Here is a 24,890-nt window from a genome sequence, read left to right as displayed (position 1 = left end):
GTCACGGCTTCATAAACCAAAGCCCTGATGATGCCAAGGCCAGACGGGCCGAGAGAGCCCCAAAACGCACGCCCCACTAGGAATTGATGGCCCCGCGCAGGCGGTAGCGCAGATGCGTGAAACGCTTGCGGCTGTCCTTGCGGCCCAGGCCGATGTGCATGGCCCGGGGCGGGCCGATCATCACGGCCAGCTTGCGGGCGCGGGTGAGCCCGGTATAGATGAGGTTGCGTTCCAGCATCACGTAGTGCTGGGTGACCACGGGCATGACAACGGCGGGATACTCGCTGCCCTGGGACTTGTGCACGCTGATGGCGTAGGCCGGGGCCAGCTCGTCCAGCTCGAAGGACTCGTAGGTCACGCTGCGGCCGTCGAAGTCCACCAGCACTTCGCCCTCGGACGGGTCCACGTCCTCTATCCAGCCCAGGTCGCCGTTGAACACGTCCTTGTCGTAGTCGTTCTTCAGCTGCAGCACGCGGTCGCCCCGGCGGTACACGGTGTCGCCGCGCCGGATCTCCGGGCCCGTGGGATTGATGCGCTCCTGCAGGAGGGCGTTGAGGACCTTGGTGCCCAGGTCGCCCTTGTGGATGGGCGTGAGCACCTGGATGTCCTTGCGCGGGTCCAGGCCGTAGGCCGAGGGGATGCGCCGCGTCACCAAGTCCAGGATGTAGGCCTGGATGTCCTCCACGCTGGAGCGCTGGACCCAGAAGAAATCGTCGTCGGGCCTCGGCGGGTCCGGATTCTCGGGCACCTGGCCGGAGTTGATGCGGTGGGCGTTGACCACGATGAGGCTCTCGCGCGCCTGGCGGTAGATGCGCGTGAGCACGGCGCTGGGCACGGTGCCGCTCTCGATGACGTCGGCCAGCACGTTGCCCGGCCCCACGCTGGGCAGCTGGTTCACGTCGCCGATGAGGATCAAGCGGCAGGTCAGGGGCAGGGCCCTGAGCAGCGACAGGAACAGGCCCACGTCCAGCATGCTGGCCTCGTCCACCACCACGGCGTCGGCCTTCAATTTGTCGTCCTCGCACTTGGCGAACCCGCCGTCGGGCGAATACTGCAACAGCCTGTGCAGGGTGGAGGCCGGATAGCCCGTGGCCTCGCTCATGCGCTTGGCCGCCCGGCCCGTGGGCGCGGCCAGCTTTATCTTGAAGCGCATCTCGTCCAGGGTCTTGACCAGGATGCGGGTGATGGTGGTCTTGCCCGTGCCCGGGCCGCCGGTGATGACGAAGACCTTGTTCTCGCAGCCCCCGAGCACGGCCTCGCGCTGCTCGGGCGAGAGCTCGATGCGGTCCTCGGACTCCAGGCGCGGCATGACCGAGCGGATCTTGGCGATGTCCATGGGCGCGGGATGCTCAATGAGATGATAGAGGCGCGAGGCTATCTCCCGCTCCTGGCGATAGAAATGCATCAGATACACGGCGTCGCGCACATCCTGCTCGGGCAGGTCCTCCACGATGACGCGCTTGCGCTCCTCAAGGGAGCGCACCGCCGCCAGCACCTCGGGCCGCCCCACTCCGCCCTGGTCTTCGGGCTCCCCCCATTCCTCGGGCGCGAAATCCGAGTCCGGCTCGGGTCCGTACGCGCCGTTCTGCGCGGGCGCGGGCCCGCGCGCTCCGGCCAGCAGCTCCAGCGTGTCCGGGGTCAGGCGTTCCTGGGGCAGGAACAGATGCCCGCGCTCGGAGGCCGTGAACAGGCTGTAGATGACCGCTGCCTCCACGCGCTGGGGCGCGTCCGGGGAAAAGCCCAGGCGCAGGGCCATGTTGTCCGCCGTGCGGAAGCCCACGCCACGGATCTCGTAGGCCAGTTCGTAGGGATTGTCCTTGAGTTTGTTCACGGCCCCGCCGCCATAGCGCTGGAAGATGCGCGCGGCGTAGGTCGGGGGCACGTCGTGGGACTGCAAAAACAGCATCAGGTTGCGCACCTCGTGCTGCTCGTCCCAGGACTCCTTGATGAGCGCGAGCTTCTTCCTGCCCACGCCCTCCACGGAGAGCAGGCGGTCGGGGTCCGTGTCCAGGATGTCCAGGACCTCGGTGCCGAAGGCCTCCACCAGCCGCCCGGCCAGCACCTTGCCCACGCCGCGCACCATGCCCGAGGCCAGATAGCGGCGGATGCCGTTCTCCGTGGCGGGCATGAGCTGTTGGCAGACGTGGACCTCCAGCTGGCGGCCGAACTTGGGATGCTCCTTCCACTGGCCGCTGATCTCCAGACGCTCGCCGGGCTGCACCTGGGGCATGACGCCCACCACCGTGACCAAGCCGGGCTCGCCGTCGGCCACCACCCGGGCCACGGTCCAGCCGTTTTCCGAATTCTGGAAGGTGATGCTGCGGACTTCGGCTTTGAGCGTCTGGGTCATTCGGTGTGGTCCCCGGCCGGACGGGGCCTCAGATATCCTGCCGGTATTGCAGGGATTGGCGCAGGGTCTCGCGGTCCACATACTTGACCTCCGCGCCCAGGGGGATGCCCTGGGCCAGACGGCTGACGCGCACGCCCGGGTAGCGGCGCGCCACCAGGCCCTTGATCAGGGACGCCGTGGCCTCGGCCTCCAGGGTCGCGCCCAGGGCCAGGATGACCTCGACGACCTTGCCCTCGTCCAGGCGGCGGATCAGGCGGTCCGTCTCCAGGCTGGCGGAATCGACGTTGGCCAGGGGCTCCAGGAGCCCGCCCAGCACCAGATACTTGCCCCGGTAAAAGCCGCCCTCCTCCAGGGTCAGCAGGCTGTCCCACTCGGCCACCACCATGAGCTGCGAGTCGTCGCGCTCCGGGTCCGAGCAGATGCAGCACGGGCTGCAGTCCGAAAGGCTGGCGCAGCGGTCGCACACGCAGAGCTTTTCGCGCAACTCCAGGATGCTGCGCCCCAAAGCCTCGGCCCGGGGCCTCGGCCATTTGAGCAGTTCCAGGGCCGCGCGCAACGCGCTCTTGGGGCCCAGGCCGGGCAGCTTGGACAACTGGTCCACCACGGCCCGGAGGGGTTCGGGAAGTCTATCCTGCACGTCGTATCCAACCTTCTCGGCGCTCGGTGCAAAACCCGCGCCTCATTCCTGATGCAGACTGGCCCAAAATGTGCGGGCGCAAGGCGCAAGAAAAATTCAAGGCCGACGCGTACTCCCCGTACGCGAGGATTTGAATTTTTCGCAGCAACGCAGCGAACGTGCGTTTTGGGACAGTCTGCCTAGAACATGCCGGGGATGCTGATCCCGCCGGTAAGAGCCTTCATCTCGGCCTCGGCCGTGTCCTTGCCCTTTTTCACGGCCTCGCTCACGGCGGCCAGAACCAGGTCCTGGAGCATCTCCACGTCCTCGGGGTCCACCACCGAGGGGTCGATCTTCACGGACTTGATGATCCCGCTGCAGGAGGCCTGCACCGTGACCATGCCGCCCCCGGCCGAAGCCTCCACCACGCGCTCCTCCAGCTCGTCCTGGAGTTTCTGCATCTTCTTCTGCATCATCTGGGCTTGGCGGACCATGTCCTGCATTCCACGCATATATCGCTCCTCGTTCCTCGGGGGGTGATCAGTTCTTGTCCATGGGACGCACGTCCACGATGCGGGCGTCCATCTCTTCCACCAGACGGTTGACCAGGGGATGGGAGGCCGCGTCGGCCTGGGCCTGGCGGGGATTGGACCGGGCCTTGGCCCGGACCTCCAGCTCCACCTCGAAGTCCGCGCCGAAGAACGCGCGCACCAGGGCGGTCAGCCGGGAAAAATACTCGCCGCGCCGGATCTGGTCGGCCTGCACGCGGCTGGCGCAGCAAACCGCAACCCGGTTGCCGCGGATTTGGGCCCCGGCCTGCTCCAGGCCGTTTATGCCCTGGCCCGTCTCCTCGCGCACGGTGCGGGCGTAGTCCAGGAAACCCTGCCAGGTGCGGGGGCCGTCCGGGGGCGGCGGCGGGACATCCTCGGCCGGGGGGGATGCGGAGGGACCGGAGGCCGGGACAAAGGCCGGTCCCTCATCCTCGAAAGGGGGAGGGTCCTCTTGCAGGGGCGGCTCTTCCTCGTCCGGCGGCTCAGGGGCCTGAGCCCCGGGGGCCGAAGCATCGGGAGCCGGCGCCTCGGGGGCCGGACGCGCCGGTGCGGGCCGCTCGGCCGCCTGCGAAGCCCGGGACGCGGGGGCGGCCTGCGGAGCCTGGGGCCCGGGCGCGGCCCCACCGCCCGGCGCAGCCGCCGGGGCCATGGGCGCGGCGCCGGTGGAGGCGATGTCGCCCAGGGGCAGGAGGCGCGGCAGATAGGCCAGATTCAGGAGCAGCAGTTCCAGGGCCAGGGCGGGCTCCACGCTGGACTTGACCCGCTGCTGCCCTTCCAGGGTCAGCTGCCAGCAGGCATGCACGTGGGACAGGGAGAATTTCCCGGCCCAGTCGCGCCACTGGGACAGCTCTTCCGCCGGGGCGTCCAAAACGTCCATGGCCCTGTCCCCGGCCTGGGAGACCAGGAACAGGTTGCGCCAGCACTCCGTGAGCTCGCGCAGGAAGAATCCCAGGTCCAGGCCCTGGTCCAGGACCTCACGCAGGATTTCGGACACCCCAACGCAGTCCTGGGCGTGCAGCGCGGTGAGCAGCCGGAACATGATCTCGCGACCGGCCAGGCCCAGGACCTGACGCACGTCCGAGGCGGTGAGGCGCTCGCCGCCCAGGGCCAGGACCTGGCCCATGAGGGACATGGCGTCACGCACGCTGCCCGCGCCGCGCCGCGCCAAGAGCGACACCGCGTCTTCGTCGTACCCCAGGCTCTCGGCCCCGAGCACGCCGCGCAGGTGATCCTCCAGCTCCTTCTGGGTCAGGCGCTGGAAGATGTAGTGCTGGCAGCGGGAAATGATGGTGGCCGGGAACTTGTGGGGCTCCGTGGTGGCCATGATGAAGGTGGCGTGGGGCGGCGGCTCCTCCAGGGTCTTCAACAGCGCGTTGAAGGCCCCCTTGGAGAGCATGTGCGCCTCGTCGATGATGAAGACCTTGTAGCGGCAGTCCAGGGGCGCGAAGCCCACGTCCTCCTTCAAGGAGCGCACGTTGTCCACGCCGGTGTGGGACGCGCCGTCGATCTCGGCCACGTCCACGGCGGCCCCGGCCTGGATCTGGCGGCAGTGCAGGCACTTGTTGCACGGCTCGGCGGCCGGGCCGTTCTCGCAGTTGATGGCCTTGGCGAAGATGCGGGCGATGGTGGTCTTGCCCACCCCGCGCGTGCCCGAGAAGAGATAGGCCGGAGCCACGGTCCTGGTGGCCGCGGCGCGCGAGAGAATGGTCTTGATCATCTCCTGCCCGGCCACTTCGCTGAAGAGCTGGGGCCGGTACTTGCTCGTGAGGTGCGACTGGCTCATGGCTGTGTCGATGGCGCGCCGCGCCGGGTGCCCCGGCGCGGCGCGCATCATTGTCTCGCGCTAATTACTTGGTTGCTAAATGGTGTACTTGTCCAGCCAGTGATCGTATTTCGGGTTCTCGCCCTTGACCACCTTGAAGAATTCCTTCTGCAATTCCTTGGTCACCGGGCCGGCCTTGCCCGCGCCGATGACGCGGTGGTCCACCTCGCGGATGGGGGTCAGCTCGGCGGCGGTGCCGGTCAGGAAGGCCTCGTCCGCGCCGTAGAGCTCGTCGCGGGTGAAGCGCTGCTCCACGATCTGGTAGCCCAGGTCCCTGGCCACGGCGATGAGGCTGTTGCGGGTCAGGCCGTCCAGGATGCTGGTCAGCGACGGGGTCTTGATATACCCGTTGCGCACGATGAAGATGTTCTCGCCGGAAGCCTCGGACACGTAGCCCGCGGTATCCAGGAACAGGGCCTCGTCATAGCCGTCGGCCACCACTTCGCGCTTGGCCAGGATGGAGTTGGCGTAGTTACCGCAGACCTTGGCCTTGGTCATGAAGGCGTTGACGTGCATCCGGGTGAAGGACGACGTCTTCATCCTGATGCCCTTGTCCAGCGCCTCCTCGCCCAGGTACGCGCCCCACGGCCAGGTGGCGACGATGGTGTGGACGGGGTTGTCGGCGGGATGCACGCCCATGGCGCCCTCGCCGATGAAGGTCAGGGGTCGGATGTAGCCCTCGGCCTGCTTGTTGGCCTGGAGCGTCTCGATGATGGCGTCGTAGAGATCCTGCTCGGTCATGCCCATGTCCAGGAGCATGATCTTGGCGGACATGAAGTGCCGGTGCACATGGTCCTTGAGCCGGAATACCGAGGACTCGCCCGAGGCTAGCTTGTACGCCCGGATGCCCTCGAATACGCCACAGCCGTAGTGCAGGGTATGGGTCAGGACATGGACGTTGGCCTCGTCCCAGGGGACGAGCTTGCCGTCGAACCAGATGTGCTCAGCTTTCTGGACCATGGGTATTTCCTCTCTTCGTAGATTTTACACCTGTGCGCCCCGCCCGAAATGCCTATGCGACCCCCAGCGGTCGGGTTCAACCAAACGCACGTGATAGATCATCGACGGTAAGGAAATCGTCAACGGAGGTCAAGGCATGCCGACAAAATTGGCCCCTTGAACGCATCCTGAAAAATGAAAAAAAGAGGCTACTTGCCGCCCTTGCCCTTCTTGCCGCCCTTTTCCCCGTGGCTGGACTTGAAGCGCACCATGACCGGGGCCATGGTCAGGCCCGCGAGCTTGCGCAGCTGGCCCTCCAGATAGCGGGCGTAGGACGGCATGATGATGGCCGGATCGTTGACGAAAAACACGAAGGTCGGCGGCATGGTGTCCGCCTGGGTAAGGTAGTAGAACTTGGCGCGGCGGCGCTTGACCACCGGGGGCTGGTGGCGGTCGATGGCCGTCTGCATGATGCGGTTCAGCTCGCCCGTGCCCACGCGCAGGGAGCACTCGGCGTGGACCCGCTCGGCCAGGGGCAGGAGCTTGGAGAGCCCCGTGCGGCCCAGGGCGCTGGTGTAGACCACGGGCACGTGGCGCACGATCTTCAGCTCGTGAGCGAAGTGCTCCTTGAGCTCCTTGAGCTTGTCCTTGGGCACGAGGTCCGTCTTGTTCACGGCCACGATGAAGGGCGTCTTCTCGCGGTCCAGAAAATTGATCAGCCGCTTGTCCTGGTGCGAGAGGGCCTCGGAGCCGTCCAGCACCAGCACGGCCACCTGGGCCTTCTTGGAGGACTTGAGCGACGAGAGGATGGAGAAGCGCTCCAGGTCCTCGGTGATCTTGGTGCGGCGGCGCACCCCGGCTGTGTCCACGAAGGTGAACATCCGCCCATCCCGCTCGAAGGTCACGTCCACGCTGTCGCGGGTGGTGCCGGCCTTGTCCGAGACGATGAGCCTGCGCTCGCCCAGCAGCGCGTTGATGATGGAGGACTTGCCCGCGTTGGGCCGCCCCACAAAGGCCAGGCGCAGGCCCTGCTTGTCCTTGTCGATGCGTTCCTCTTCGCTCTGGATGCCCCGCTCTTCCAGGAAATCCTCGATGCGCTCCATCATCCGGGCCATGCCGTAGCCATGGGCTGCGGAAACCGCGACGATATCGAGCCCAAGGGCGTGGAACTCGGCGGCCAGCTCCTCCTGCTCCGGGGCGTCCACCTTGTTCACCACCAGCAGCGTGGGCCGTCCCGAGGCGCGCAGATCCCGGGCCACGTGCTCGTCCACGTGGGTCAGGCCCTCGCGGCCGTCCACCACCAGGAGCACCACCTGGGCCTCGGCCATGGCCTCCCCGGCCTGCTCCATGATCTCGGCCTCGAAGTCGCCCGTGCCTCCGGGCACCAGGCCGCCCGTGTCCACCAGGGCGTAGGGCCGGGCCTTGCCGCGCTGGCCCACCACGCCGTAGATGCGGTCGCGGGTCACGCCGGGCAGGTCGTGGGTCAGCGCCTTGTTGCGGCGGATCATGCGGTTGAACAGGGTGGACTTGCCCACGTTGGGGCGTCCCACCAGGGCTATGGTGGCGAGCATGGTCAATTCCTATACCGGATTTCGCGGTGGAGTTACAGGCAAAGGTTGCGGCCGACCCGAGGTTCGGAAGGCTCAGGCCCGAGGTGGTAAACGGAAACGCCGCGATACGCAACCGGAAAGACTAATCCGCCGAACGGTTGCGCCGCAGCCCGTGCACGTGGCGGATGTCGTAGAGCACGCCGAACATGCCCTCGCGGGCCGTGAAGACCAGTTCCGTGCCCGGGGCCGGGACCCGGCCCCCGATGTTCAGGCGGTGGCTCCCGCCCCCGGCGTCGCGCACCTCCACCCAGGCCGGGCCCGAGCGCGGCACCGAGCAGCTGACCACCACGGCCTCGTACTGCCGGGGCGGGTCCGCGCCCAGGCGCAGGCGAACGCACATGCCCGGCACCAGCAGCATCCACAACCCCAGGATGACCAGAGGCAGGATCACGGCCAGGCAGGCCCGCTTGCCCATGCTCCTGATGCGCCGCCGGGTGAACACGTATTCCGGCAGCAGCCCGTAGCAGGACACGAGGGTGAAGAAGAGCACGGGAAACAGGAGCTTGTCGGGATTGTAGCGCTCCACGCAGGGATCGAAAAAGGCCAGGGCCGCCAGAACGTACACCGGCGCCAGCAGCGGCGAGGCCACGGCCCCCACCATATGCCACAAGGCGAACCCCCGGGCCCGCCCGCGCAAAACGTCACGGAACATGCCCACCCCCCGGGAATCGACGCAAAAAGGAGAAGGTTATGCTCCATTCTATAGGCGATTCCCGGGCAAAGATAAAGGACAAAACAACCGCAAAAAACAGCCCCGCGCGGCGAGCCGCGCGGGGCCGGAAAGGCTCTCGGGAAAACCAGGCTCAGGACCGGGCGAAGGCCTCGGCGATGCTCTGCTTGTACGGCGGCCGCAGGATGCCGACCTCGGTGACGATGCCCGCGATGAGTTCGGCGGGGGTGGGGTCGAAGGCCAGGTTGTAGACGTCCACCCCGTCGGGCACGATCTGGGTCTCGCCCACGTGGGTCACCTCGCGGGGGGTGCGGTCCTCGATGGGGATGTCGTCGCCCGTGGGCGTGTTGCGGTCGATGGTGGACAGGGGCGCGGCCACGTAGAACGGCACCCCGAAATGCTTGGCCAAAATCGCCACGCCCATGGTGCCGATCTTGTTGGCCGCGTCGCCGTTGGCCGCGATGCGGTCCGCGCCCACCACCACCTTCTGCACCAGCCCGCGTTTCATGAGCAGGGCGCAGGCGTTGTCGCAGGCCACCTTCACGGGGATGCCGTCCTTCTGCAGCTCCCAGGCCGTGAGGCGCGCGCCCTGCAAGAACGGCCGGGTTTCGTCGGCGATGACGCGGATGTTCCGCTTGCCCGCGTCCCAGGCCCCGCGGATCACGCCCAGCGCCGTGCCGTAGTCCGACGTGGCCAGCGCGCCCGCGTTGCAGTGGGTCAGCACCGTGTCGCCGTCGTCGATGACCTCGCCGCCGATGCGCCCCAGGGTGCGGCAAATCCGCTTGTCCTCGCCGTGGATATCCTTGGCCAGCGCGAGCCACAGCGCGCACAGCCCGGCATTGTCCAGCTCCGGCTCGGCGTCCCAGGCCGCGCGCATGCGGTCCACGGCCCAGGCCAGGTTCACGGCCGTGGGCCGCGCGTTGCGCAGGCGCGCCAGCAACATCTCCAGCTTCCCGCGCCAACCCGCCCCGGCCCCGGCCGCCTCGCGGGCCGCCAAATAGCACCCGTACGCCGCCGCAACCCCGATGGCCGGAGCGCCGCGAATGACCATGGTCTGCAAGGCGTAGATGGTGCTGTCCGTGTCCACGCACGCATACCAGTCCTCGCGCATGGGCAAAAACCGCTGGTCCAACAGGTCCAGACACCCCTGCCCGTCATTCCACACCATATGCCAGTCCATGGTCTGCTCCTTGGTTGTGCGGGGCTCTTTTGCCTCCGGCGGCTCAAGGGGGTAACCCCCTTGAGAATCCCTATACGGGCCGGTTTTCGCTGTGCGGGAGCACAACGAAAACCGGCCCTAAAAGGATTCCAAAGGGAATTATTCCCTTTGGCGGGGGGCCGGGGGGCAGAGCCCCCCGAACACGTGGCGCAACGCCTGCGGCGTCGTCTACAGCTTCTTGGCCAGAATTTCGTTCACGAGTTTGGGGTTGGCCTGGCCCTTGGTGGCGCGCATGACCTGGCCCACGAAGAAGCCCATGAGCTTGGTCTTGCCGCCCCGGAAGGCCTCTACCTCGCCGGGGTTGGCGGCGATGATCTCGTCCACGGCGGCCTCCAGGGCCGAGGTGTCGGAGATCTGGGCCAGGCCCTGCTCCTTGGCGTGGGCCTCGGGGTCGCCGCCCTGGGCGAAGAGTTCCTTGAAGATATTCTGGCCGATCTTCTGGTTCACGAGGCCCTGGTCCACGATGCGCACCAGGGAGGCGAAGTCCTTGGGCGCGAGGCCGCAGTCCGCCACGGCGCAGCCCTCGTCGTTGAGCATGCGCAGCATGTCGGTCTGCATCCAGTTGGCGATCTTCCTGGGCTCGGCGTAGGCGGCCACGGCGGCCTCGTAGTAGTCGGCCAGGGCGCGGTCCGCTGTGAGCACGGCGGCGGCGTCCTCGGGCAGGCCGTACTGCTCGATGAAGCGCGCGCGGCGCGGCGCGGGCAGTTCGGGCAAGGACTCGCGCACGGAGTCCACCCAGGCCTGTTCCAGCACCAGGGGCACGAGGTCCGGGTCCGGGAAATAGCGGTAGTCGTGGGCCTCTTCCTTGCCGCGCATGGCGTGGGTCACGCCCGTGTTCACGTCGAAGAGCCGCGTCTGCTGCACCACGGCCTCGCCGTCGTGCAGCAGGTCCTCCTGGCGCTCGATCTCGTAGGCGATGGCCCGGCGCACGTTGCGGAAGGAGTTCATGTTCTTTAGCTCCGTGCGCGTGCCGAACTCCGCCTGGCCCCTGGGCCGGATGGAGACGTTGGCGTCGCAGCGGAACGAGCCCTCCTCCATGTTCCCGTCGCAGATGCCGAGATAGAGGAGGATTTCGTGCAGCGCGCGCAGGTAGGCCTCGGCCTCCTCGGGGCTGCGCATGTCCGGCTCGCTGACGATCTCGATGAGCGGCGTGCTGGCGCGATTCAGGTCCACGAAGCTCAGGTTGTCGGCCTGGGAGTGGATGGACTTGCCCGCGTCGGCCTCCATGTGGATGCGCGTGATGCCGATGCGCTTGACGCCCTGGCCCGCGTCGATGTCCATGTGGCCGTGCTCGGCGATGGGCAGCTCGAACTGCGAGATCTGGTAGCCCAGGGGCAGGTCCGGGTAGAAATAGTTCTTGCGCGCGAACACGTTCTTGAGGTTCACGGCGCAGTCCGTGGCCAGGGCCATGCGCGTGGCGTATTCCACGGCGCGTTCGTTGACCACGGGCAGGGCCCCGGGCATGCCCGCGCACACCGGGCAGGTATGGGAGTTGGGCTCGGCCCCGAACTCCGTGGAGCAGGCGCAGAAGAGTTTGGTCTTCGTCTTGAGCTGGGCGTGGACTTCGAGTCCGATGACGGCTTCGTAGCTGGACATGAGTGGCCCCTCGGGCCCTGGCTACGCCTTGGCCTTGGGGGCGTAGAGGGCCGGGTTGAGCTTGGGATCGTTGTACATCTTGAACTGGTAATAGACCTTGGGGCGCTTGAGCCCGGCGGCGTAGTCCGCCAGCAGCTCCAGCACGCTGGCCCCGAGGTCCGAGCGCTGCTCCATGAGCACCGAGAGCTTGGCGCGGCAGGACTCGCGGTGCGCCTCGTCCACGTCGGTCCTCCCGGTCTGCTCGCGCATGTGGAAGACCTTCAGCGCCATGATGGACAGGCGGTCCAGGGCGGAGCCCACGGTCTCGGTGTTGTGCCGCGCGGGCGCGTCCCCCGGAATCAGGGGAGTTACCAGAGGGACGAGGCAGGCGTCCACCTTCTCGATGAGGTCGTTGCGGCGCTGGTTCAGGCCGTCGATGCGGCGCTTGCAAAGGGCGATGTCGGCGTCGTCCACGTCAGTGCGCCGGGCGTCGTCCTCGACGTGCCAGAGCTGATAGTTAACCTGATTCTCGCGCGCGGCCAGGGCCGCGAGGGTCTCCAGGGTCGGGGCCGGGGCGGGCTCGGGCAGGTCGCCGGGTTCGGCGGCGTGCCAGGCCCGCACCTGTTCGGTCTGGCGGTCGATGATCCGGGCGACGGCCTCTTGCAGTGCGGCCAGGGTGACGGCTGTCATCGTGTATAGGCCTCGCGGCTGAGTAAAAGATGCACGGTGGTCCGGGCCTTGATGTGCCCGGCGAAATATTCCACGTCCGGCCCGCTGCCGCAGAAGTAGTCCAGGCGCGTGCCCTTGATGGCCCCGCCCTTGTCCTGGGCCAGGCCGATGCCCGCCACGCGGGTCTCGTCCAGGCCCGGGGCCTCGGGGGGCAGCACGGTGTCGAAGGCCAGAACCGAACCCAGGGGCAGGGTTCCCGGGTCTGTAGCCATGCTGACCCTCGGCGTCAACAGCTTGCCCATGGCCCCGTAGGGCCCGTCGTCGCCCAGGCGGAAGAACACGTAGCTGGGGTTGGTGGAGAACAGCTCCTGCTTCTTGTCCGGGTTGGCGGCCAGGAACTCGCGGATCACACGCATGCTCATGCCTTCCAGGGGCAGGAGCCCCCTATCCGCCAGCACCCGGCCCAGGCTCACGTACTTGTGACCGTTCTTGCCCGCGTAGAGCACGTGGCGGGTGCCGCCGTCGGGGAAGCGCAGCAGCCCGGAGCCCTGGATCTGCAGGAAGAACACGTCGGTCTGATCGCGCACCCAGGCGATTTCCAGGCCCTTGTCCGCCAGGGCCCCGTCGAAGTCGATGGCCTCGCGGTCGTAGTACGGCACGGGCTGGCCGTCCTCCATGCGAAAGACCAGGCGCTGGCCCTTCCAGCGGTAGTGGAAGTCGCCCAGGTCCAGGACCTGGAGGTCGTCGGGCACGGCGTACAGGGGATAGCGAAACTCCTCGGTCCGCACGGGGCTGGCGTCCAGGTACGGGGCGTAATAGCCGGTCATGAGCGGCTCGGGGGCCACGCGCAGCCACACGAAGCGCTCGGCCAGCAGCCCGGGCTCCTTGTCCAGGCGCGGCAGCAGGGCCAGCAGGTCCGTGAGGGTGGAGTCCAGCTGCGCCCAGGTCACGCGCAGGCCGTCGCGGTCCAGGGCCGCGGCTTGCTGGGGCCGTGCGGCCACGTAGGCCAGGCTGCGCTCCAGGGCCGGGCGCAGGTCCTGCCAGGAGGACAGGCCCTGCTCCGCCGCGTCCAGGGACAGCGCCGCCCGCGCGGCCGTGGCCGGGGCGGACGGGGCGTAGGGCTTCACGGCGCAGCCCGAGAGCACGGCCGCGAGCAGCAGGCCCGCCAGGGCGCAGGCCAGGGGAAGGCGCCGCAGCACGCGGGCCGGTATGTCGAAAACAGGCGTCGTTCGCATGGTGTTCTACTCGATGAGCCCCTTGTCCCGCAGCCGCGTGACCCAGGCCGGGCGCTCGGGCTCCAGGAGCCTCAGACCCCGCGCCGAGCGGGCCACGCGCACCTCGTCCCCGGCCTCCAGGGGCAGGCAGTCCTGGCCGTCCACGGTGAGGAAGACCTCGCTCCTGGGATCCTGGACGCGGGCCGTGAAGACCGCCCCGCCGGAAAGGACCATGGGCCTGAAATTGTGCAGGAACGGGCAGATGGGCGTGACGGTGAAGACGTCCAGTTCGGGCTGCACGATGGGCCCGCCCGAGGAGATGGAATAGGCGGTGGAGCCCGTGGGCGTGGAAACCACCAGCCCGTCGGCGCGCAGGCTGCCCAGGGCCTCGCCGCCCAGGTCCAGGTCCAGGCGGATGAGCCGGGCCAGGCTGCCCCTGTTGAGGACCACGTCGTTCACGGCCAGGCCCCGGCGCAGTTCCGCGCCGTCGCGGGAAACCGAGTATTCCAGGACCAGGCGCTCGGAATAGCGGCAGGCCCGGGCCAGGACCCGTTCCAGAAACTGGGGCCAGTCGCGGGGCGACAGCTCGGAGAGAAAGCCCAGGCGGCCCATGTTCAGGCCGACCATGGGCGCGCGGCCGGCCACCTGCCGGGCCACGCTGATCATGGTACCGTCGCCGCCGAGCACGATGACCAGGTCGCAGCCGGACACGGGAAGATCCCCGGCCGAGCCGCCCCGCTCTCCGGGATGGTTCGCCACCAGGGCCTCGACGCCCCGGGACTCGAGCCAGGCCCGGATCTCGTCGGCCAGGGCCGGGGCCTCGCTGTTCTCGGCGCGGACCACCAAAAGCACGCGTGAAGGTTTGTCCGTCATGGTCGTCACTGTCTAAACCATCCAGGCCCGGCATTCAAGGACCGGGGCCCTTGAAAAAAGAGTGCCAAAAATCACGACACGTTGCGATTTTTTCCAAATTTTTGATAAACACATCTAAAGATTCGCCCCTTGGGGACCGATAAGCAGGGTAAGAAGGGACTCGACGTGAGCGCAGCGACATCATACCAGACCAACCGGATGCTTCGGACGTACAGCAGGCAATTGACCTGCGCGCGCCGCCTGGCCCGGTTCAAACGCTCGCTTGCGGCGGCCGGAGCGGAAGAGGACGTCACCATTTCGCGCCTGGCCAAACGCAAGATGCTGGTGGAGCAGATCGCCAGGGAAATCGTGGAAAACCTCATTGTCTCGGGGAGTGAGAATGAGGTGGTCCAGGGGATCCTGGCTCAGATGGAGGTTGAATTCGGCGGACGCTTAGAGTTCGCCTATCCCCCATCGGAAATAGATCTGCAGGTCTTCAGGATCGAAGACCAGGGCCCGGTGGAGGTAACGGGTCCGGAAAAACAAACCCTCTTCAACAGACTGTGGGAGGTCACGCTGGAGAAGGTCAACGAAACGATGCTTTAAGTCACTCAAGGGGAGAACGGCTATGGAACTTTCAGGAATCACATCCAGCCTGCGCGGCTACGAGAAGGTTTCGAAGACCGACTCGTCGACGTCCAGAGCCAAGGGGGCGAAGTCCGCTGCGGGGGGCAGCGACTCGGTCAGGATATCCGATGAGGGCAAGCTCTTCGGGGAGGCCCTGACCGCGGCCCAGAACACAGCGGATGTCCGCCAGCAGAAGGTGGACAGGCTGAAGGAACTCGTGGATTCGGGCCAGTACGAGCCCGACCTGCAGAGGACCGCGGCCAAGATCGTGGAGGAGGACCTGGAAATGCTCCTCTGAGCCCAGGCCCCGCTCCGCTGAAAACAGACGGCAACGCCGCCGGGCGCCCTAGTCTTGAGCCAGGGCCTCGGCGGCTTTTTTTGCGCCCTCGCCCACGGGATAGCGGGAGGGATACTGGGCGTCCACCTGCGGCACCTGCAGCCCCACGCGGGAGCGGGAGTTGACGATGATGGGCCCCATGAGGTTCAGGGAGGTTTCCTCGGGCTTGCCCGGGGGAATGGACACGGTGACCAGCACGGCGATCTCGCGCACGTTGTCCAGCTGCAGGATCTTCTGCTCGGCGGACCCGATCTTGACCTTGTAGTCGGCCAGGAAGGTGTAGGGGTCGGCCACCATCAGCCCGAGTTCGGGCCTGTCCATGCTCTGCAGCATGAGGAACGGCGAATTGTCCCGCAGGTGCAGCAGCGTGAAGTTCTTGCATTCCTCAAAGCCGATGATGCCCCTCGGAAAACGGATCACACGGTCCATGTCCACCGAAAGCTCGCCCAAGCGGGTCTGGATGGTATTCTCTACTTCTCTTTGTGCCATAACTGTGTCGCCGCCAGCAAATCCTTTGCTGTGAGTTGGAGGGCCATCTTGTTCTGCTCCTGCACTCGCAGGTACACTTCCTCGCGATACACGGGCATGTCGTCCGGGACTTCAAGCCCGACCTTGACCTGCTTGCCCTGCACGCTGAGGACCGTCAGTTTTATGTCATCGCCGAGATAGATGCTCTCTCCCGGCCGACGGGTAAGAATCAGCATATCCGTCCATGTGGCTGTGGTTCATCCGCCCCGCCATCCTGGCAGAACGGCCCCTTGGCGGCCCCAGGCCGCCCGCCCCCTCTACAGGTAATTGATCAAGCTCATGCGCATGACCATGGACGAGGACCTAAGCACGGTCTCGTACACGATCTGCTGGTTGGCGAGCTTGGTCATGAGTTCCGTAAGATCCGCGTCCTCCACGCTGGACAGGCGTTCCTCCTCGTTGATCCTCAGGGTGTCCAGCATGCCCGAGGCGACTTCCAGCCTGTTCTCGGCCGCGCCGATGCGCGCGGCATTGTTCATGATCCTTTCCGAAATCGGAGTCAAATCGGCCAGGGCCTGCTGGCAACCGCTCTGGTTGTTGGTCTCCATGTAGGCGACGAGCCGACCCACGGCGTCGAACATGTTCTCGCTGTCGGGCACGCCCGGGGCCATCACGGCCGACGTGGAGCCCGGCGGTATGTAGATGCCGCCGAACACGTCCTTGCCCACGCTGTTCACCGTGATGTTCTCGCCCGGGGAAATCTCCATCTTCACGTCGGCCATGCGCGGTCTGATGACCCACTGGTCGCCCGCGTTGAGCAGATTGCCGCTGGCGCCGGTCTCGTACAGGGTCAGGGTGCCGCCGGGCACCACCAGGGTCAACTCGGTGGTGCTGTCCGAGCCGTCGGCCTCCAGGCCCTCGACCCATGTGGCCCCGCCGTCCAGGCTGTAGGAATACTCCACCGGGTTGCCGCCCAGCGTGGTGTCCGAGTCGATGCGCACGGTGACGTCCTGGGCGAAGATGCCCGCGGCCGCGTTGGACAGGGCCGACGGCCCCATGGTGTCCACGCTCACGGCGTCCTCGTCGTCGCCCTTGTACAGGGCCGTGGGCCGCACCCACATCCAGGTGCCGTTGTCCTGGTCGCCCTCCACCGTGTTGTCGCAGGCCGTGACCGTGGTCCCGGCCTCCAGGGTCAACTGCACCCCGCCGAGGTCCAGGGTCTTGTCCCCGGCCGTGGCCGGGACGTTGCCGGTGATGAAGGTGTTGCCGCCGTCCAGGGAATACTCGTAGTCCAGGGAGTCGGTGCCCACCACGCCGTCGGAGAGGAACCGCAGCACGATGGACTTCTCGGTGTCGCCGGTGATGCTGAAGTTGGTGCCGGCGGTGGAGCCGTCGTTGTCCATCAGCCAGAGGGCCTTTTCGTAGGCCTGCTCCCCGGTCTTGTGCCCGGCGAAGATGTACTGTCCCTCGTATTCGGAGTTGGCCAGGACGATGAGCTCCTCGTAGAGGTGGCGGGCCTCGTAGCTGGCCTGCTCGCGGTTGTCCGCGCTCATGGTGCCCGTGGCGGCCTGCTCGGCCAGGGCCCGGATGCGCGTGAGGATCGTGTTCACCTGGGTCAGGGTGCTGTCGGCCTGGCCCAGCCAGCCCTTGGCGGTGTTCAGGTTGTCCTTGTACTGCCCGAGGTCCGAGATGGTGCTGCGGTGCCGGAGCACGCGGGCCATGCCCACGGGATCGTCCGAGGGACGGTTGATGTCCTTCTGGGTGGAGGCCTTGATGTTCAGCTCCATGAGCTCCTCCAGGGAGGAGTTCATGTTGCCGATGAAATAGGTGAACCGCGTCTGGTGCGAAATGCGCATGTCCGGATCCCCTTAGTTCTTCATGCCCAGCAGGGTCTGCATCATGCTGTCCGCCGTGCTCACGAGCTTGGCGGCGGCGGTGTAGGCGTGCTGGAACTTGATCAGGTTGCCCATCTCCTCGTCCAGGTTCACGCCCGCCGTCTCCTGCTGCCTGGTGTCCAGGTCCTGGGCCAGGGTCGCGTTGTACTGGTAGTTGAACTTGGCCGTGGACGTGTCCGCGCCCACCCCCGAAACCAGGCCGTTGAAGTAGTCGCCGAGCGTCTGGTTCACGGGGTTCTCGGAGTTGATGTTGATGGTCACCACCTTGTCCTTGAGCTGGGCGATGTTCAGGGCCGAGGTGTTGTCGCCGGAGTTGGTTTCCGCGGCGCCGTTGACGTGGCCGCTGGAGATGAAGTCCAGGTCCGAGCGCACCTTGGTGGTCATCTCGATGTTGGCCGCGTTGTCGCCCTCGAAAAAGGTGTTCACCCCCAGGGCCGCGGCCAGCCCGGCCGAGTCCGTGCCGAAGGCGAATTCGTAGCCGTCCTGGGCCGTGAGGCGCAGCTGGCCGCTGACGATGTCCGCGGTCACATAGGTGCCCCAGGTGGAGTTGATGGCGTTGCGCACGTCCACGAGGCTGTGCACCGAGGCGTCGAAATTGGCCCCGCCGCCGAAGTCCAGGGGCCCGAAGGACGCGCCCGACGCCAGCTCGCCGCTGGCCTCGTCGTAGAAATAGAGCATCATGTTGCCGTCCTGCAGATTCTCGGCGAAGGCCAGGCCCGAACCGTTGCTGCCCAGGGCGGCGGTGGTGGAATCCACGCTGTAGGTGCCGGTGACGGTGTCGAACTTCTGCAGCCCGGCCCCCTGGCTGTGCAGGCGGTTGGTCTCCCAGACCAGCGTCTTGGCGAAGCCGTCCAGCATGTCCTTGTAGCGGCCCACGTGCTGGTCGCGGAACTGGAAGTACCCGGCGATGGAGCCGCCCACGAGGCGGCGCTCGTTGTCCGACCCGTTGGCGAAGACCTGGGGGGTGATGTTCACCTTGGAAGATGTGGTCTGGTGCCAGTACAGCCCCTTCTTGGGCACGATGGTGAACGAGTCGCCCACCTCCAGGTCGCCGCTGGCCGTGCCCGAAAAGGACGTCTCGGATCCGAACCAGACCTCCAGGTCGCCCACGGTGACCTTGCCGTCCTCGGGACGGGCGGCCACGCGCAGCTCGTTGCCGTCGTCGTCGGTGAGCCAGGTCTTGCCGCCGTCCAGGGACACGCGCATCATGGCCGCGCTGCCCGCGTTGGAAACCTGCCCGCCGGACACGACCTCGAAGGTGTACTCGAAGTCGTCGCTGCCGGAAAAATAGATGTCGCCCTGAAAATTGGAGCCCGTGGTCAGGGCCTTGGTGGCCTGGGCGTTCTCGAAGCTCAGTCCGTAGACCTCGATGCCGTCCACCAAGGTGTGCCCGGCCTTGGTCATGACCAGGAAGTCGCCGCCCCCGTTGTCCACGTAGTCCACGTCGATCATCCCGGCCAGCTCGCGCACCAGCACGGCCCTGCGGTCCTTGAGGGCGTTGGCGTTGTTCTGCCCGGGCACGTCGTGGGACTGGATCTGGAGGTTGATGTCCGCGATCTGCCGCAGGATGCCGTTGGCCTCTTCCACCTCCTGGCCGATGAACTCGTCCACCTGCTGCTGCATGGAGTTCAGGTCCTGCTCGATGGTGTGCATGGAGTTGAGCAGGTTCTGCGTGTTGCCCACCAGGGCCTCGCGCGCGGCGATGAGGGAGGGGTTGTCGGCCAGCTCCTGCCAGTCCGCCCAGTACTGGGCCAGGGCGGCGTTCAGGCCGTCCACGTTGCTCTCGTTGAACAGGCTGTCCACGGCCCGCAGGTTCTGGTAGGCGGCGTCCCAGCGGCTCTGCTGGGAATACTTGTCCACGTACTGCTCCTCAACGAAGTCGTTGAAGTAGCGCATCACCTGGACGGCCTTCACGCCCGTGCCGAGCTGGCCGGGCGAGTAGTCGATGGAGATGGACTCCTCGAGCTGCACGACCTGGCGCGAATAGCCGGGGGTGTTGACGTTGGCGATGTTGTTGCCAGTGACCTCGATGCTGGCCTGGCTCGCGTACAACGCCCCCCTGCTGATATCGAGGAGCGTATTCAAACCGGCCATCTTCTAGGACCTCCCCCTGAGGATGGCGGCCTCGGGCCTGTGGTCCTGGAAGCGGCCGTTCTTGGCGTAGGTGTCCTGGCACTTGGGCTGGATCTTCTTGTGCATGTATTCCAGAAGGCCCCGGCTCTGGTCGGCCAGGGCGAAGGCGATGCGGGAGTTCTTTTCCGCCTGCACGGCGCAACGCTGCTCCAGGGGGTCCACCCGGTCCAGGAGGGAGCTGAACTCCGCCGCGGCCTCGGGAGCCACCACGGCCTCCAGATCGCGCAGGCTCCTGGCCTCGGGGGCCACGTCCTTGACCATGCCCTTGAGGGTCATGCGCTCGACGGCCAACTGGCGCAACAATTCCTGGATGGAGAATTCGCAGCCGGTCACGGCCTGGGGATCCCTGCCCGTGAGGCAGGCAAATTCTTCCTCAAGAAGTGTGGAGAGGAGTTCGAGGCCCTTGAGTTGCCGGCGGATGTTGTCGGTGATCCTGTCAAGCATGAGCCGCTCCGTCGCTTAACGTTTCTCTACAGAAGCCACGTTCTGTCTACGTTCCCGGAGGGTCTCCGGGTTGAAGGCCTGCTCTCCCTTGCGGATCTCGAAGTACAGGGAGGCGGGCGAGTCTTGCCTGTCGCTCCCCATCGTTGCAATAATGCTGCCAGCATTCACCCGATCCCCCACGCCGACCTTGATCTTCCCGGCCTGGCCGTAGATGGAGCGCCAGCCGTCCGCGTGCTCCAAGACCACGGTATCCCCAGTCTCCCCGCGCTGGCCCACGAAAACCACCTTGCCATCCCAGCCCGCCTTGACCGGGGCCCCGGCTCCGGCGGCGATCTCCACCCCGGGTTTCCAGAAGCGCTCGCCCGTGGCCGCGTCGGTCCGCCAGCCGAAGCCCTCGGAAACGCCGCCCTGCGCGGGCCAGACCAGGGCGCCGGGCAGCCCCTTGTCCGCGTCCGCGGCGGGGGCGGCGCTGCGCGCCTGGGCCACGGCGCGGGCCTTGGCGTCGCCCATCTCGATGCGGGCCGCCAGGTTCAGGGCCTTCCGCATGATCTCAGGCGGCGCCGAGGCGGCGGCGCCCACGTTGGGGTCCGTGTCCGCCAGGGGGTTGAAATCGGGTTCCATGCGCTGGGGCATGGCGTCGGCGGTTTCGGCCGGGCCCGGGGTCTGCGCGGCGGCCTGGCGCAGGACGAGCCCCGCCTCCTGCAGGGACTTCACGCGCTGGGCGTCCTCCAGGGACTTGATGGTGTCCTTGGGCTTGTCCAAGGGGATGGGCTTCTTGGCCTCGGCCATGGACAGGTCCGGCTGCGGCAGGGTCCGGCTGCGGGTGCCGCTGGCCGAGTCGGCCAGTTGTTCCTTGAGCTGCTCGAAAAGCATCTTGCCCAGGCCGATGCCGCCGGATTCGGCCATCTTCACGGACATCTCCCGCTCGAACATGGAGACGTAGGCGTCCTCCTCGCGGCTGTGCAGCATGCCTTCCTTGGGCACGCTCTTGCGCATCTCGGACCAGAGCTTGTTGATGAAGATGGCCTCGAAGCCCTGGGTGGCCTTCCTGAGCTTCTCCTCCTGCCCGGGGCCGGAGGACTTCAGGTTGCGGCGCACCTCGTCCAGGGCCAGCTTGCGGCGGACCTCCTCGGGGGCGTCGCCCGCGACCAGGGGGCTGGTGGCGTCGAAATTGCCTATCACGCTACATGACCTCCAGTTCCGCGTGCAGCGCCCCGGCGGTCTTCAAGGTCTTGAGGATGGAGATGAGGTCGCGGGGCGTGGCGCCGATGCTGTTCAGACCGTCGATGAGCTCCTGCAGGGTGGCGCCCTCCATGAGGGTCAGGCGGCGGTTCTCCTCCTTCACGCCGATGTCCGTGGTGGGCGTGGACGTGGTCTGGCCGCCGCCGAAGGGCGCGGGCTGGGACACGTCGGCCCCCTCGCTGATGACGATGTGCAGATTGCCGTGGGCCACGGCCACCTTGGACAGGCGCACGTTGCGGCCCAGCACCACGGTGCCGGTCTTCTCGTCCACCACCACCTTGGCCTTGGTGTCCGGGCTGATTTCGAGATTCTCCAGGGAGGCCATGAGCGGCACCAGGTTGCCCCTGAACTCCTGGGGCACGCGCAGGCGCACGGTGCCCGCGTCGTCGGCGGTGGCGAAATCCTGGCCCAGGGTGTCGTTGATGGCCTTGACCACCTGCATGGTGGTGGAAAAGTCGGCCACGTTCATGTGGAACTTGATCTCGCCCTGCTGGTTGAACTTGAAGGGCACGCCCCGCTCCACCACGGCCCCGTTGGGGATACTGGCCACGGTGGTGACGTTCTTCTGGGCCGCCGCGGCCTGGCCCTGAACGGACACGCCGCCGAGAGCCAGGGAGCCCTGGGCCAGGGCATAGACCTTGCCGTCCACGCCGCGCATGGGCGTGAGCAGCAGCACGCCGCCGAGGAGGCTCTGGGCGTTGCCCAGGGAGGAGACCGTGACGTCCAGGCGCGACCCAGGGGACGCGGACACGGGCATTTTGGCCGTGACCATGACCGCGGCCACGTTCTTGGGCTTCAGCTGGGCCTGGTCCACGGCCACGCCCAGGCTGTCGAGCATGCTGACCATGGACTGGATGGTGAACTGCGAGCCGCTGGACTTGTCGCCCGTGCCCGAGAGGCCCACCACCAGGCCGTAGCCCACCAGGGAGTTGCTGCGCACGCCGCCGATGGCGGCCATGTCCTTGAGGCGCACGGCCGAGGCCGGGGCGGGCCAAAGGAGCGCGCAGGCCAGGGCCAGCATCAGGGCCAGGACGGCCTTGCGCGGGCGGGGGGCGGAATCGTTTCTGCTGTACATTGCTGTCACCGTGGGTCCAGGTTGGCTAGAAGGGCCAGACGTTGTCCAGGATGCGCGTCAGCCATCCCGGGCGCTGCTTGTCGGCGAGCACTCCCTCGCCGAAGTACTCGATCTTGGCGTCGGCCAGATACGTGGACGAGATGGAGTTGTCCGGGGAGATGTCCTTGGCCCGCACCAGGCCGCGCACCACCAGGATCTGGGTCTCGTTGTTGACCTTGATCTCGCGGGCGCCCTCGATCTGCAGCAGGCCCCCGGGCACCTGGCGCACCACGCGCGCGGCCAGGGTGGCGGTGATGTGGGACTTGCGCTCGGTCTCGCCGTCGCCCTGGAAGGCGTTGGTGGCTTTGGCCTTGAACATGGACGTGGAGCCCACCTTGCCCTTGAGGCCCAGGGCCGAACCGACGATGGGCACCAGGCCCGCGTCGCCCTTGCCCGCCCAGCTCTCGATGCCGAAGTCGATGGACGAGTCGCGGTCCGACTTGGTGGTGGCCTCGTGCTTGGCGTCGGAGGTCTCCACGATGTTCACCAGGACCACGTCGCCCACGTTGCGGGCCCTGTTGTCGCCGTACAGGTAATGGGCCTCCGCCGGATCAAACAGGGAACCGGGGTTCTCCTGCTCGGGCACGGCCTCGGCCACCGGGGGCGTAAGCATGGGCGCGGGGGCCGGGTTGGACCTCGGCGCGGAGCAGCCCGCCAGGAGAGCCATGGCCAGGATGGCCGCAATCGTCGTACGCATGGTTCGTATCCTCCGCCGGGCCATGTCAGCGCACCACCACGGTGTTCGCGTCCAGGACCTCGGCAATGATCTCACGCTTGCTGGAAATGTTCTGCACCGCGATGCGCTCGCCCATCCTGCCGTCGGCCAGGGCCCTGGCGTCGGTGGTGAGCTGCACGTAGCGCCCCAGGAAGACCAGGCTCACGCCGGCGCCCTTGCTGATCAGGGGCACGTCTTCCAGGTTGTCGGCATAGATGACCTCGTCCCCGCCGATGGAGCGGATCACGCGCTGGCCGAAATCGCGGCCGTCCCAGGGCTCGCCGCGCAGGTACGCCGCGTTCTTGCGCTGGAAGGCCACCAGGGCCGGGGACAGGCGCTCCTTGGACGCGATGGGCTTCACCGCGCAGGGCACGCTCAGCCACTGGTCCATGAACACGGAGCCGGTGTAGCGCTTGCCCGCGTTGCCCGCGGGATCGTTCTCCACCAGGTGCAGGGACAGGCGGCCGGGCCTGAAGTCTCCGGCCACGGCGACCTCGAGCGCGCTCTTGGAATCGTCCAGAAAGATGAACGAGGGCAGCCGGAAGTCGCGCAGCCGGACCTCGCCCTGCATGCCGACCACCCGGCGGGTCAGGGAATCCATGACCAGGCTTTCCAGCTCCGGCCCCTGGACCACCTTGCCGCCGCGCTGCACGGCCAACTGGCCCGAGAGCACGCAGAGCTGGCCCACCTCGCCCAGGTAGTAGGCGAGCATCTCCTCGAGCTTGTCCCGGGAGACGGTCTGCCGGACCCCGGGCTTGTCCGGGGCGTTCCAGAGCTTGATGGCCGCCAGGCGCTGCCAGTGCTCCCGGGGCAGCTTGCCCACGGGCGAGGCGATGTCGCCCAGAAGGACCCTGTCGCCCTGGGCCACGGCGGCCGTGCCCACGGACAGGCGCCACTCGGCCTGGACCGAGCCGGCCCCGGCCGAAACGGCGGCCGCGAGCAGCACGAGGGCGGCCAACAGGGCGGCCGTGGCCGCCTTCGCCGTTGTGATCGTCCGCTTTTGGTTGCCGTGCATGGTACTGTCGCTCCCGCTATCGCTAGCGCTTGATCTGGTTCGCTGTCTGCAGCATCTGGTCCGAGGTGGTCACGGCCTTGGAGTTGATCTCGTAGGCGCGCTGGGCCACGATCATCTGGACCATCTCGTCCACGATCTCCACGTTGGACATCTCCAGGTAGCCCTGGGCGATGGTGCCCACGTTGTCCTCGCCGGGCGTGCCTTCCACCTCGTCCCCCGAGGCCTCGGTGGCCTTGTAGAGGTTCTTGCCGATGGCGTTGAGGCCCGAGGGGTTGATGAACATGTACAGGGGGATGTCCGCCCCGGCGAGTTCGTTGCCCTCGTCGTCCAAGGCCGAGATGTGGCCGTTCTCCGTGACCGTGATGTCCGAGGTGTCCGTGGGCACGGTGAACTCGGGCTGCAGCACGTAGCCGTTGGCCGTGACCACGCGGCCCTCGCTGTCCAGCTTGAAGGCGCCGGCGCGGGTGTAGGCCATCTCGCCGTTGACCTCCACCTGAAAGAAGCCCTCGCCCTCGATGACCAGATCCAACGGGTTGTCCGTGCTCTGGAAGTCGCCCTGGGTGAAGAACTTGTGCACCGTCGTTGGCTTGACGCCCATGCCGATCTGCATGCCCGTGGGGGTCAGGGTGCCGTCGGCGGTGGGGGAACCCGCGATCTTGAGGTTCTGGTACATGAGGTCCTCGAACTCGGCCCGGCTCTTCTTGAAGCCGATGGTGTTCACGTTGGCCAAGTTGTTGGAGATCACGTCGATGTTCAGCTGCTGGGCCACCATGCCCGTGGCCGCGGTCCACAATGAACGCATCATGGCTCGAA

The 24,890-nt window shown here is 67.0% G+C and carries 24 protein-coding genes; 2 read left to right on the top strand and 22 right to left on the bottom strand.

Features of this window, described 5'->3' with window-relative positions; all coding sequences use genetic code 11:
- Positions 1-76: 76 nt before the first annotated feature.
- The 12 genes from recD2 to ACYYG1_RS11765 all read right to left on the bottom strand — a co-directional run bounded on the left by recD2 (position 77) and on the right by ACYYG1_RS11765 (position 14,108).
- Positions 77-2,350, bottom strand: coding sequence for an SF1B family DNA helicase RecD2 (gene recD2 / locus ACYYG1_RS11820; RefSeq protein ID WP_461210519.1), 2,274 nt, complete (start codon positions 2,348-2,350; stop codon positions 77-79).
- A gap of 28 nt (positions 2,351-2,378) precedes the next feature.
- Positions 2,379-2,987, bottom strand: a complete 609-nt coding sequence (gene recR, locus ACYYG1_RS11815; protein ID WP_461210518.1) for a recombination mediator RecR — start codon at positions 2,985-2,987, stop codon at positions 2,379-2,381.
- Between the two features lie 179 nt (positions 2,988-3,166).
- A complete protein-coding gene (locus ACYYG1_RS11810) occupies positions 3,167-3,478 on the bottom strand; it encodes a YbaB/EbfC family nucleoid-associated protein (protein ID WP_461210517.1) in 312 nt (103 codons plus the stop codon).
- 28 nt (positions 3,479-3,506) lie between these two features.
- Entirely contained in the window at positions 3,507-5,300 is a 1,794-nt protein-coding gene (gene dnaX / locus ACYYG1_RS11805; RefSeq protein WP_461210516.1) for a DNA polymerase III subunit gamma/tau, read from the bottom strand.
- A 75-nt stretch (positions 5,301-5,375) separates the two neighbouring features.
- The gene (locus ACYYG1_RS11800) at positions 5,376-6,299 is read right to left on the bottom strand and encodes a branched-chain amino acid transaminase (RefSeq protein WP_461210515.1); all 924 of its coding nucleotides are present in this window, start codon (positions 6,297-6,299) and stop codon (positions 5,376-5,378) included.
- 188 nt (positions 6,300-6,487) lie between these two features.
- Positions 6,488-7,849 carry a ribosome biogenesis GTPase Der gene (der, locus tag ACYYG1_RS11795; RefSeq protein WP_461210514.1) on the bottom strand — a complete coding sequence of 454 codons (1,362 nt, stop codon included), beginning with the start codon at positions 7,847-7,849 and terminating at the stop codon, positions 6,488-6,490.
- Positions 7,850-7,970: 121 nt separating this feature from the next.
- Positions 7,971-8,540, bottom strand: a complete 570-nt coding sequence (locus tag ACYYG1_RS11790) for a hypothetical protein (RefSeq protein WP_461210513.1) — start codon at positions 8,538-8,540, stop codon at positions 7,971-7,973.
- 151 nt (positions 8,541-8,691) lie between these two features.
- Positions 8,692-9,738 (bottom strand): S-methyl-5-thioribose-1-phosphate isomerase, encoded by a 1,047-nt coding sequence (gene mtnA / locus ACYYG1_RS11785; RefSeq protein ID WP_461210512.1) that lies wholly within the window; start codon positions 9,736-9,738, stop codon positions 8,692-8,694.
- Positions 9,739-9,945: 207 nt separating this feature from the next.
- Positions 9,946-11,373 (bottom strand): Asp-tRNA(Asn)/Glu-tRNA(Gln) amidotransferase subunit GatB, encoded by a 1,428-nt coding sequence (gene gatB, locus ACYYG1_RS11780; protein WP_461210511.1) that lies wholly within the window; start codon positions 11,371-11,373, stop codon positions 9,946-9,948.
- Positions 11,374-11,394: 21 nt separating this feature from the next.
- Positions 11,395-12,042 carry a DUF4254 domain-containing protein gene (locus ACYYG1_RS11775; RefSeq protein WP_461210510.1) on the bottom strand — a complete coding sequence of 216 codons (648 nt, stop codon included), beginning with the start codon at positions 12,040-12,042 and terminating at the stop codon, positions 11,395-11,397.
- The gene (locus tag ACYYG1_RS11770; RefSeq protein WP_461210509.1) at positions 12,039-13,256 is read right to left on the bottom strand and encodes an MltA domain-containing protein; all 1,218 of its coding nucleotides are present in this window, start codon (positions 13,254-13,256) and stop codon (positions 12,039-12,041) included. Before ACYYG1_RS11770 ends, ACYYG1_RS11775 begins: the two co-directional genes overlap by 4 nt.
- Before the next feature lie 6 nt (positions 13,257-13,262).
- Positions 13,263-14,108 (bottom strand): NAD(+)/NADH kinase, encoded by an 846-nt coding sequence (locus tag ACYYG1_RS11765; protein WP_461210508.1) that lies wholly within the window; start codon positions 14,106-14,108, stop codon positions 13,263-13,265.
- 165 nt (positions 14,109-14,273) lie between these two features.
- Here ACYYG1_RS11765 and ACYYG1_RS11760 point away from each other — a divergent pair, with 165 nt between their 5' ends.
- Positions 14,274-14,693 carry a DVU0524 family FlgM-associated protein gene (locus tag ACYYG1_RS11760; protein ID WP_461210507.1) on the top strand — a complete coding sequence of 140 codons (420 nt, stop codon included), beginning with the start codon at positions 14,274-14,276 and terminating at the stop codon, positions 14,691-14,693.
- A gap of 22 nt (positions 14,694-14,715) precedes the next feature.
- Entirely contained in the window at positions 14,716-15,012 is a 297-nt protein-coding gene (gene flgM, locus ACYYG1_RS11755; protein WP_461210506.1) for a flagellar biosynthesis anti-sigma factor FlgM, read from the top strand.
- 48 nt (positions 15,013-15,060) lie between these two features.
- Here flgM and fliW read toward each other — a convergent pair whose 3' ends face one another.
- From fliW to flgG, 10 genes are all read right to left on the bottom strand, one after another.
- Positions 15,061-15,540 (bottom strand): flagellar assembly protein FliW, encoded by a 480-nt coding sequence (gene fliW / locus ACYYG1_RS11750; protein ID WP_461210505.1) that lies wholly within the window; start codon positions 15,538-15,540, stop codon positions 15,061-15,063.
- Positions 15,522-15,755 (bottom strand): carbon storage regulator CsrA, encoded by a 234-nt coding sequence (gene csrA / locus ACYYG1_RS11745; protein WP_461210504.1) that lies wholly within the window; start codon positions 15,753-15,755, stop codon positions 15,522-15,524. Before csrA ends, fliW begins: the two co-directional genes overlap by 19 nt.
- An 81-nt stretch (positions 15,756-15,836) precedes the next feature.
- Complete coding sequence (gene flgL, locus ACYYG1_RS11740) at positions 15,837-17,375, bottom strand: flagellar hook-associated protein FlgL (protein WP_461210503.1); 1,539 nt, start codon at positions 17,373-17,375, stop codon at positions 15,837-15,839.
- A gap of 12 nt (positions 17,376-17,387) precedes the next feature.
- Positions 17,388-19,508, bottom strand: a complete 2,121-nt coding sequence (gene flgK, locus ACYYG1_RS11735; protein ID WP_461210502.1) for a flagellar hook-associated protein FlgK — start codon at positions 19,506-19,508, stop codon at positions 17,388-17,390.
- 3 nt (positions 19,509-19,511) lie between these two features.
- Positions 19,512-19,991, bottom strand: coding sequence for a flagellar export chaperone FlgN (gene flgN, locus ACYYG1_RS11730; RefSeq protein ID WP_461210501.1), 480 nt, complete (start codon positions 19,989-19,991; stop codon positions 19,512-19,514).
- Positions 19,992-20,006: 15 nt separating this feature from the next.
- On the bottom strand, positions 20,007-21,173 hold the full coding sequence (locus tag ACYYG1_RS11725) for a peptidoglycan DD-metalloendopeptidase family protein (protein ID WP_461210500.1): 1,167 nt from the start codon (positions 21,171-21,173) through the stop codon (positions 20,007-20,009).
- A gap of 1 nt (position 21,174) precedes the next feature.
- Positions 21,175-22,308, bottom strand: coding sequence for a flagellar basal body P-ring protein FlgI (locus ACYYG1_RS11720; protein ID WP_461210499.1), 1,134 nt, complete (start codon positions 22,306-22,308; stop codon positions 21,175-21,177).
- Between the two features lie 25 nt (positions 22,309-22,333).
- Positions 22,334-23,044 carry a flagellar basal body L-ring protein FlgH gene (locus ACYYG1_RS11715; protein ID WP_461210498.1) on the bottom strand — a complete coding sequence of 237 codons (711 nt, stop codon included), beginning with the start codon at positions 23,042-23,044 and terminating at the stop codon, positions 22,334-22,336.
- 25 nt (positions 23,045-23,069) lie between these two features.
- The gene (gene flgA, locus ACYYG1_RS11710; protein WP_461210497.1) at positions 23,070-24,077 is read right to left on the bottom strand and encodes a flagellar basal body P-ring formation chaperone FlgA; all 1,008 of its coding nucleotides are present in this window, start codon (positions 24,075-24,077) and stop codon (positions 23,070-23,072) included.
- Positions 24,078-24,099: 22 nt separating this feature from the next.
- Positions 24,100-24,882 carry a flagellar basal-body rod protein FlgG gene (flgG, locus tag ACYYG1_RS11705; RefSeq protein ID WP_461210496.1) on the bottom strand — a complete coding sequence of 261 codons (783 nt, stop codon included), beginning with the start codon at positions 24,880-24,882 and terminating at the stop codon, positions 24,100-24,102.
- Positions 24,883-24,890 lie beyond the last annotated feature (8 nt).

The organism is Desulfocurvus sp. DL1XJH-121 (assembly GCF_054819825.1).
Note: the sequence above shows the minus strand (reverse complement) of the source record. Positions and strands in the feature narration are given on the sequence as shown.

What these genes read in the sequence shown, in the direction of transcription:
- recD2 (WP_461210519.1), bottom strand. Translation starts at nt 2,350, where the DNA reads ATGACCCAGACGCTCAAAGCCGAAGTCCGCAGCATCACCTTCCAGAAT.
- ACYYG1_RS11810 (WP_461210517.1), bottom strand. Translation starts at nt 3,478, where the DNA reads ATGCGTGGAATGCAGGACATGGTCCGCCAAGCCCAGATGATGCAGAAG.
- dnaX (WP_461210516.1), bottom strand. Translation starts at nt 5,300, where the DNA reads ATGAGCCAGTCGCACCTCACGAGCAAGTACCGGCCCCAGCTCTTCAGC.
- ACYYG1_RS11800 (WP_461210515.1), bottom strand. Translation starts at nt 6,299, where the DNA reads ATGGTCCAGAAAGCTGAGCACATCTGGTTCGACGGCAAGCTCGTCCCC.
- der (WP_461210514.1), bottom strand. Translation starts at nt 7,849, where the DNA reads ATGCTCGCCACCATAGCCCTGGTGGGACGCCCCAACGTGGGCAAGTCC.
- ACYYG1_RS11790 (WP_461210513.1), bottom strand. Translation starts at nt 8,540, where the DNA reads ATGTTCCGTGACGTTTTGCGCGGGCGGGCCCGGGGGTTCGCCTTGTGG.
- mtnA (WP_461210512.1), bottom strand. Translation starts at nt 9,738, where the DNA reads ATGGACTGGCATATGGTGTGGAATGACGGGCAGGGGTGTCTGGACCTG.
- gatB (WP_461210511.1), bottom strand. Translation starts at nt 11,373, where the DNA reads ATGTCCAGCTACGAAGCCGTCATCGGACTCGAAGTCCACGCCCAGCTC.
- ACYYG1_RS11775 (WP_461210510.1), bottom strand. Translation starts at nt 12,042, where the DNA reads ATGACAGCCGTCACCCTGGCCGCACTGCAAGAGGCCGTCGCCCGGATC.
- ACYYG1_RS11770 (WP_461210509.1), bottom strand. Translation starts at nt 13,256, where the DNA reads ATGCGAACGACGCCTGTTTTCGACATACCGGCCCGCGTGCTGCGGCGC.
- ACYYG1_RS11765 (WP_461210508.1), bottom strand. Translation starts at nt 14,108, where the DNA reads ATGACGGACAAACCTTCACGCGTGCTTTTGGTGGTCCGCGCCGAGAAC.
- flgM (WP_461210506.1), top strand. Translation starts at nt 14,716, where the DNA reads ATGGAACTTTCAGGAATCACATCCAGCCTGCGCGGCTACGAGAAGGTT.
- fliW (WP_461210505.1), bottom strand. Translation starts at nt 15,540, where the DNA reads ATGGCACAAAGAGAAGTAGAGAATACCATCCAGACCCGCTTGGGCGAG.
- csrA (WP_461210504.1), bottom strand. Translation starts at nt 15,755, where the DNA reads ATGCTGATTCTTACCCGTCGGCCGGGAGAGAGCATCTATCTCGGCGAT.
- flgL (WP_461210503.1), bottom strand. Translation starts at nt 17,375, where the DNA reads ATGCGCATTTCGCACCAGACGCGGTTCACCTATTTCATCGGCAACATG.
- flgK (WP_461210502.1), bottom strand. Translation starts at nt 19,508, where the DNA reads ATGGCCGGTTTGAATACGCTCCTCGATATCAGCAGGGGGGCGTTGTAC.
- flgN (WP_461210501.1), bottom strand. Translation starts at nt 19,991, where the DNA reads ATGCTTGACAGGATCACCGACAACATCCGCCGGCAACTCAAGGGCCTC.
- ACYYG1_RS11720 (WP_461210499.1), bottom strand. Translation starts at nt 22,308, where the DNA reads ATGTACAGCAGAAACGATTCCGCCCCCCGCCCGCGCAAGGCCGTCCTG.
- ACYYG1_RS11715 (WP_461210498.1), bottom strand. Translation starts at nt 23,044, where the DNA reads ATGCGTACGACGATTGCGGCCATCCTGGCCATGGCTCTCCTGGCGGGC.
- flgA (WP_461210497.1), bottom strand. Translation starts at nt 24,077, where the DNA reads ATGCACGGCAACCAAAAGCGGACGATCACAACGGCGAAGGCGGCCACG.
- flgG (WP_461210496.1), bottom strand. Translation starts at nt 24,882, where the DNA reads ATGATGCGTTCATTGTGGACCGCGGCCACGGGCATGGTGGCCCAGCAG.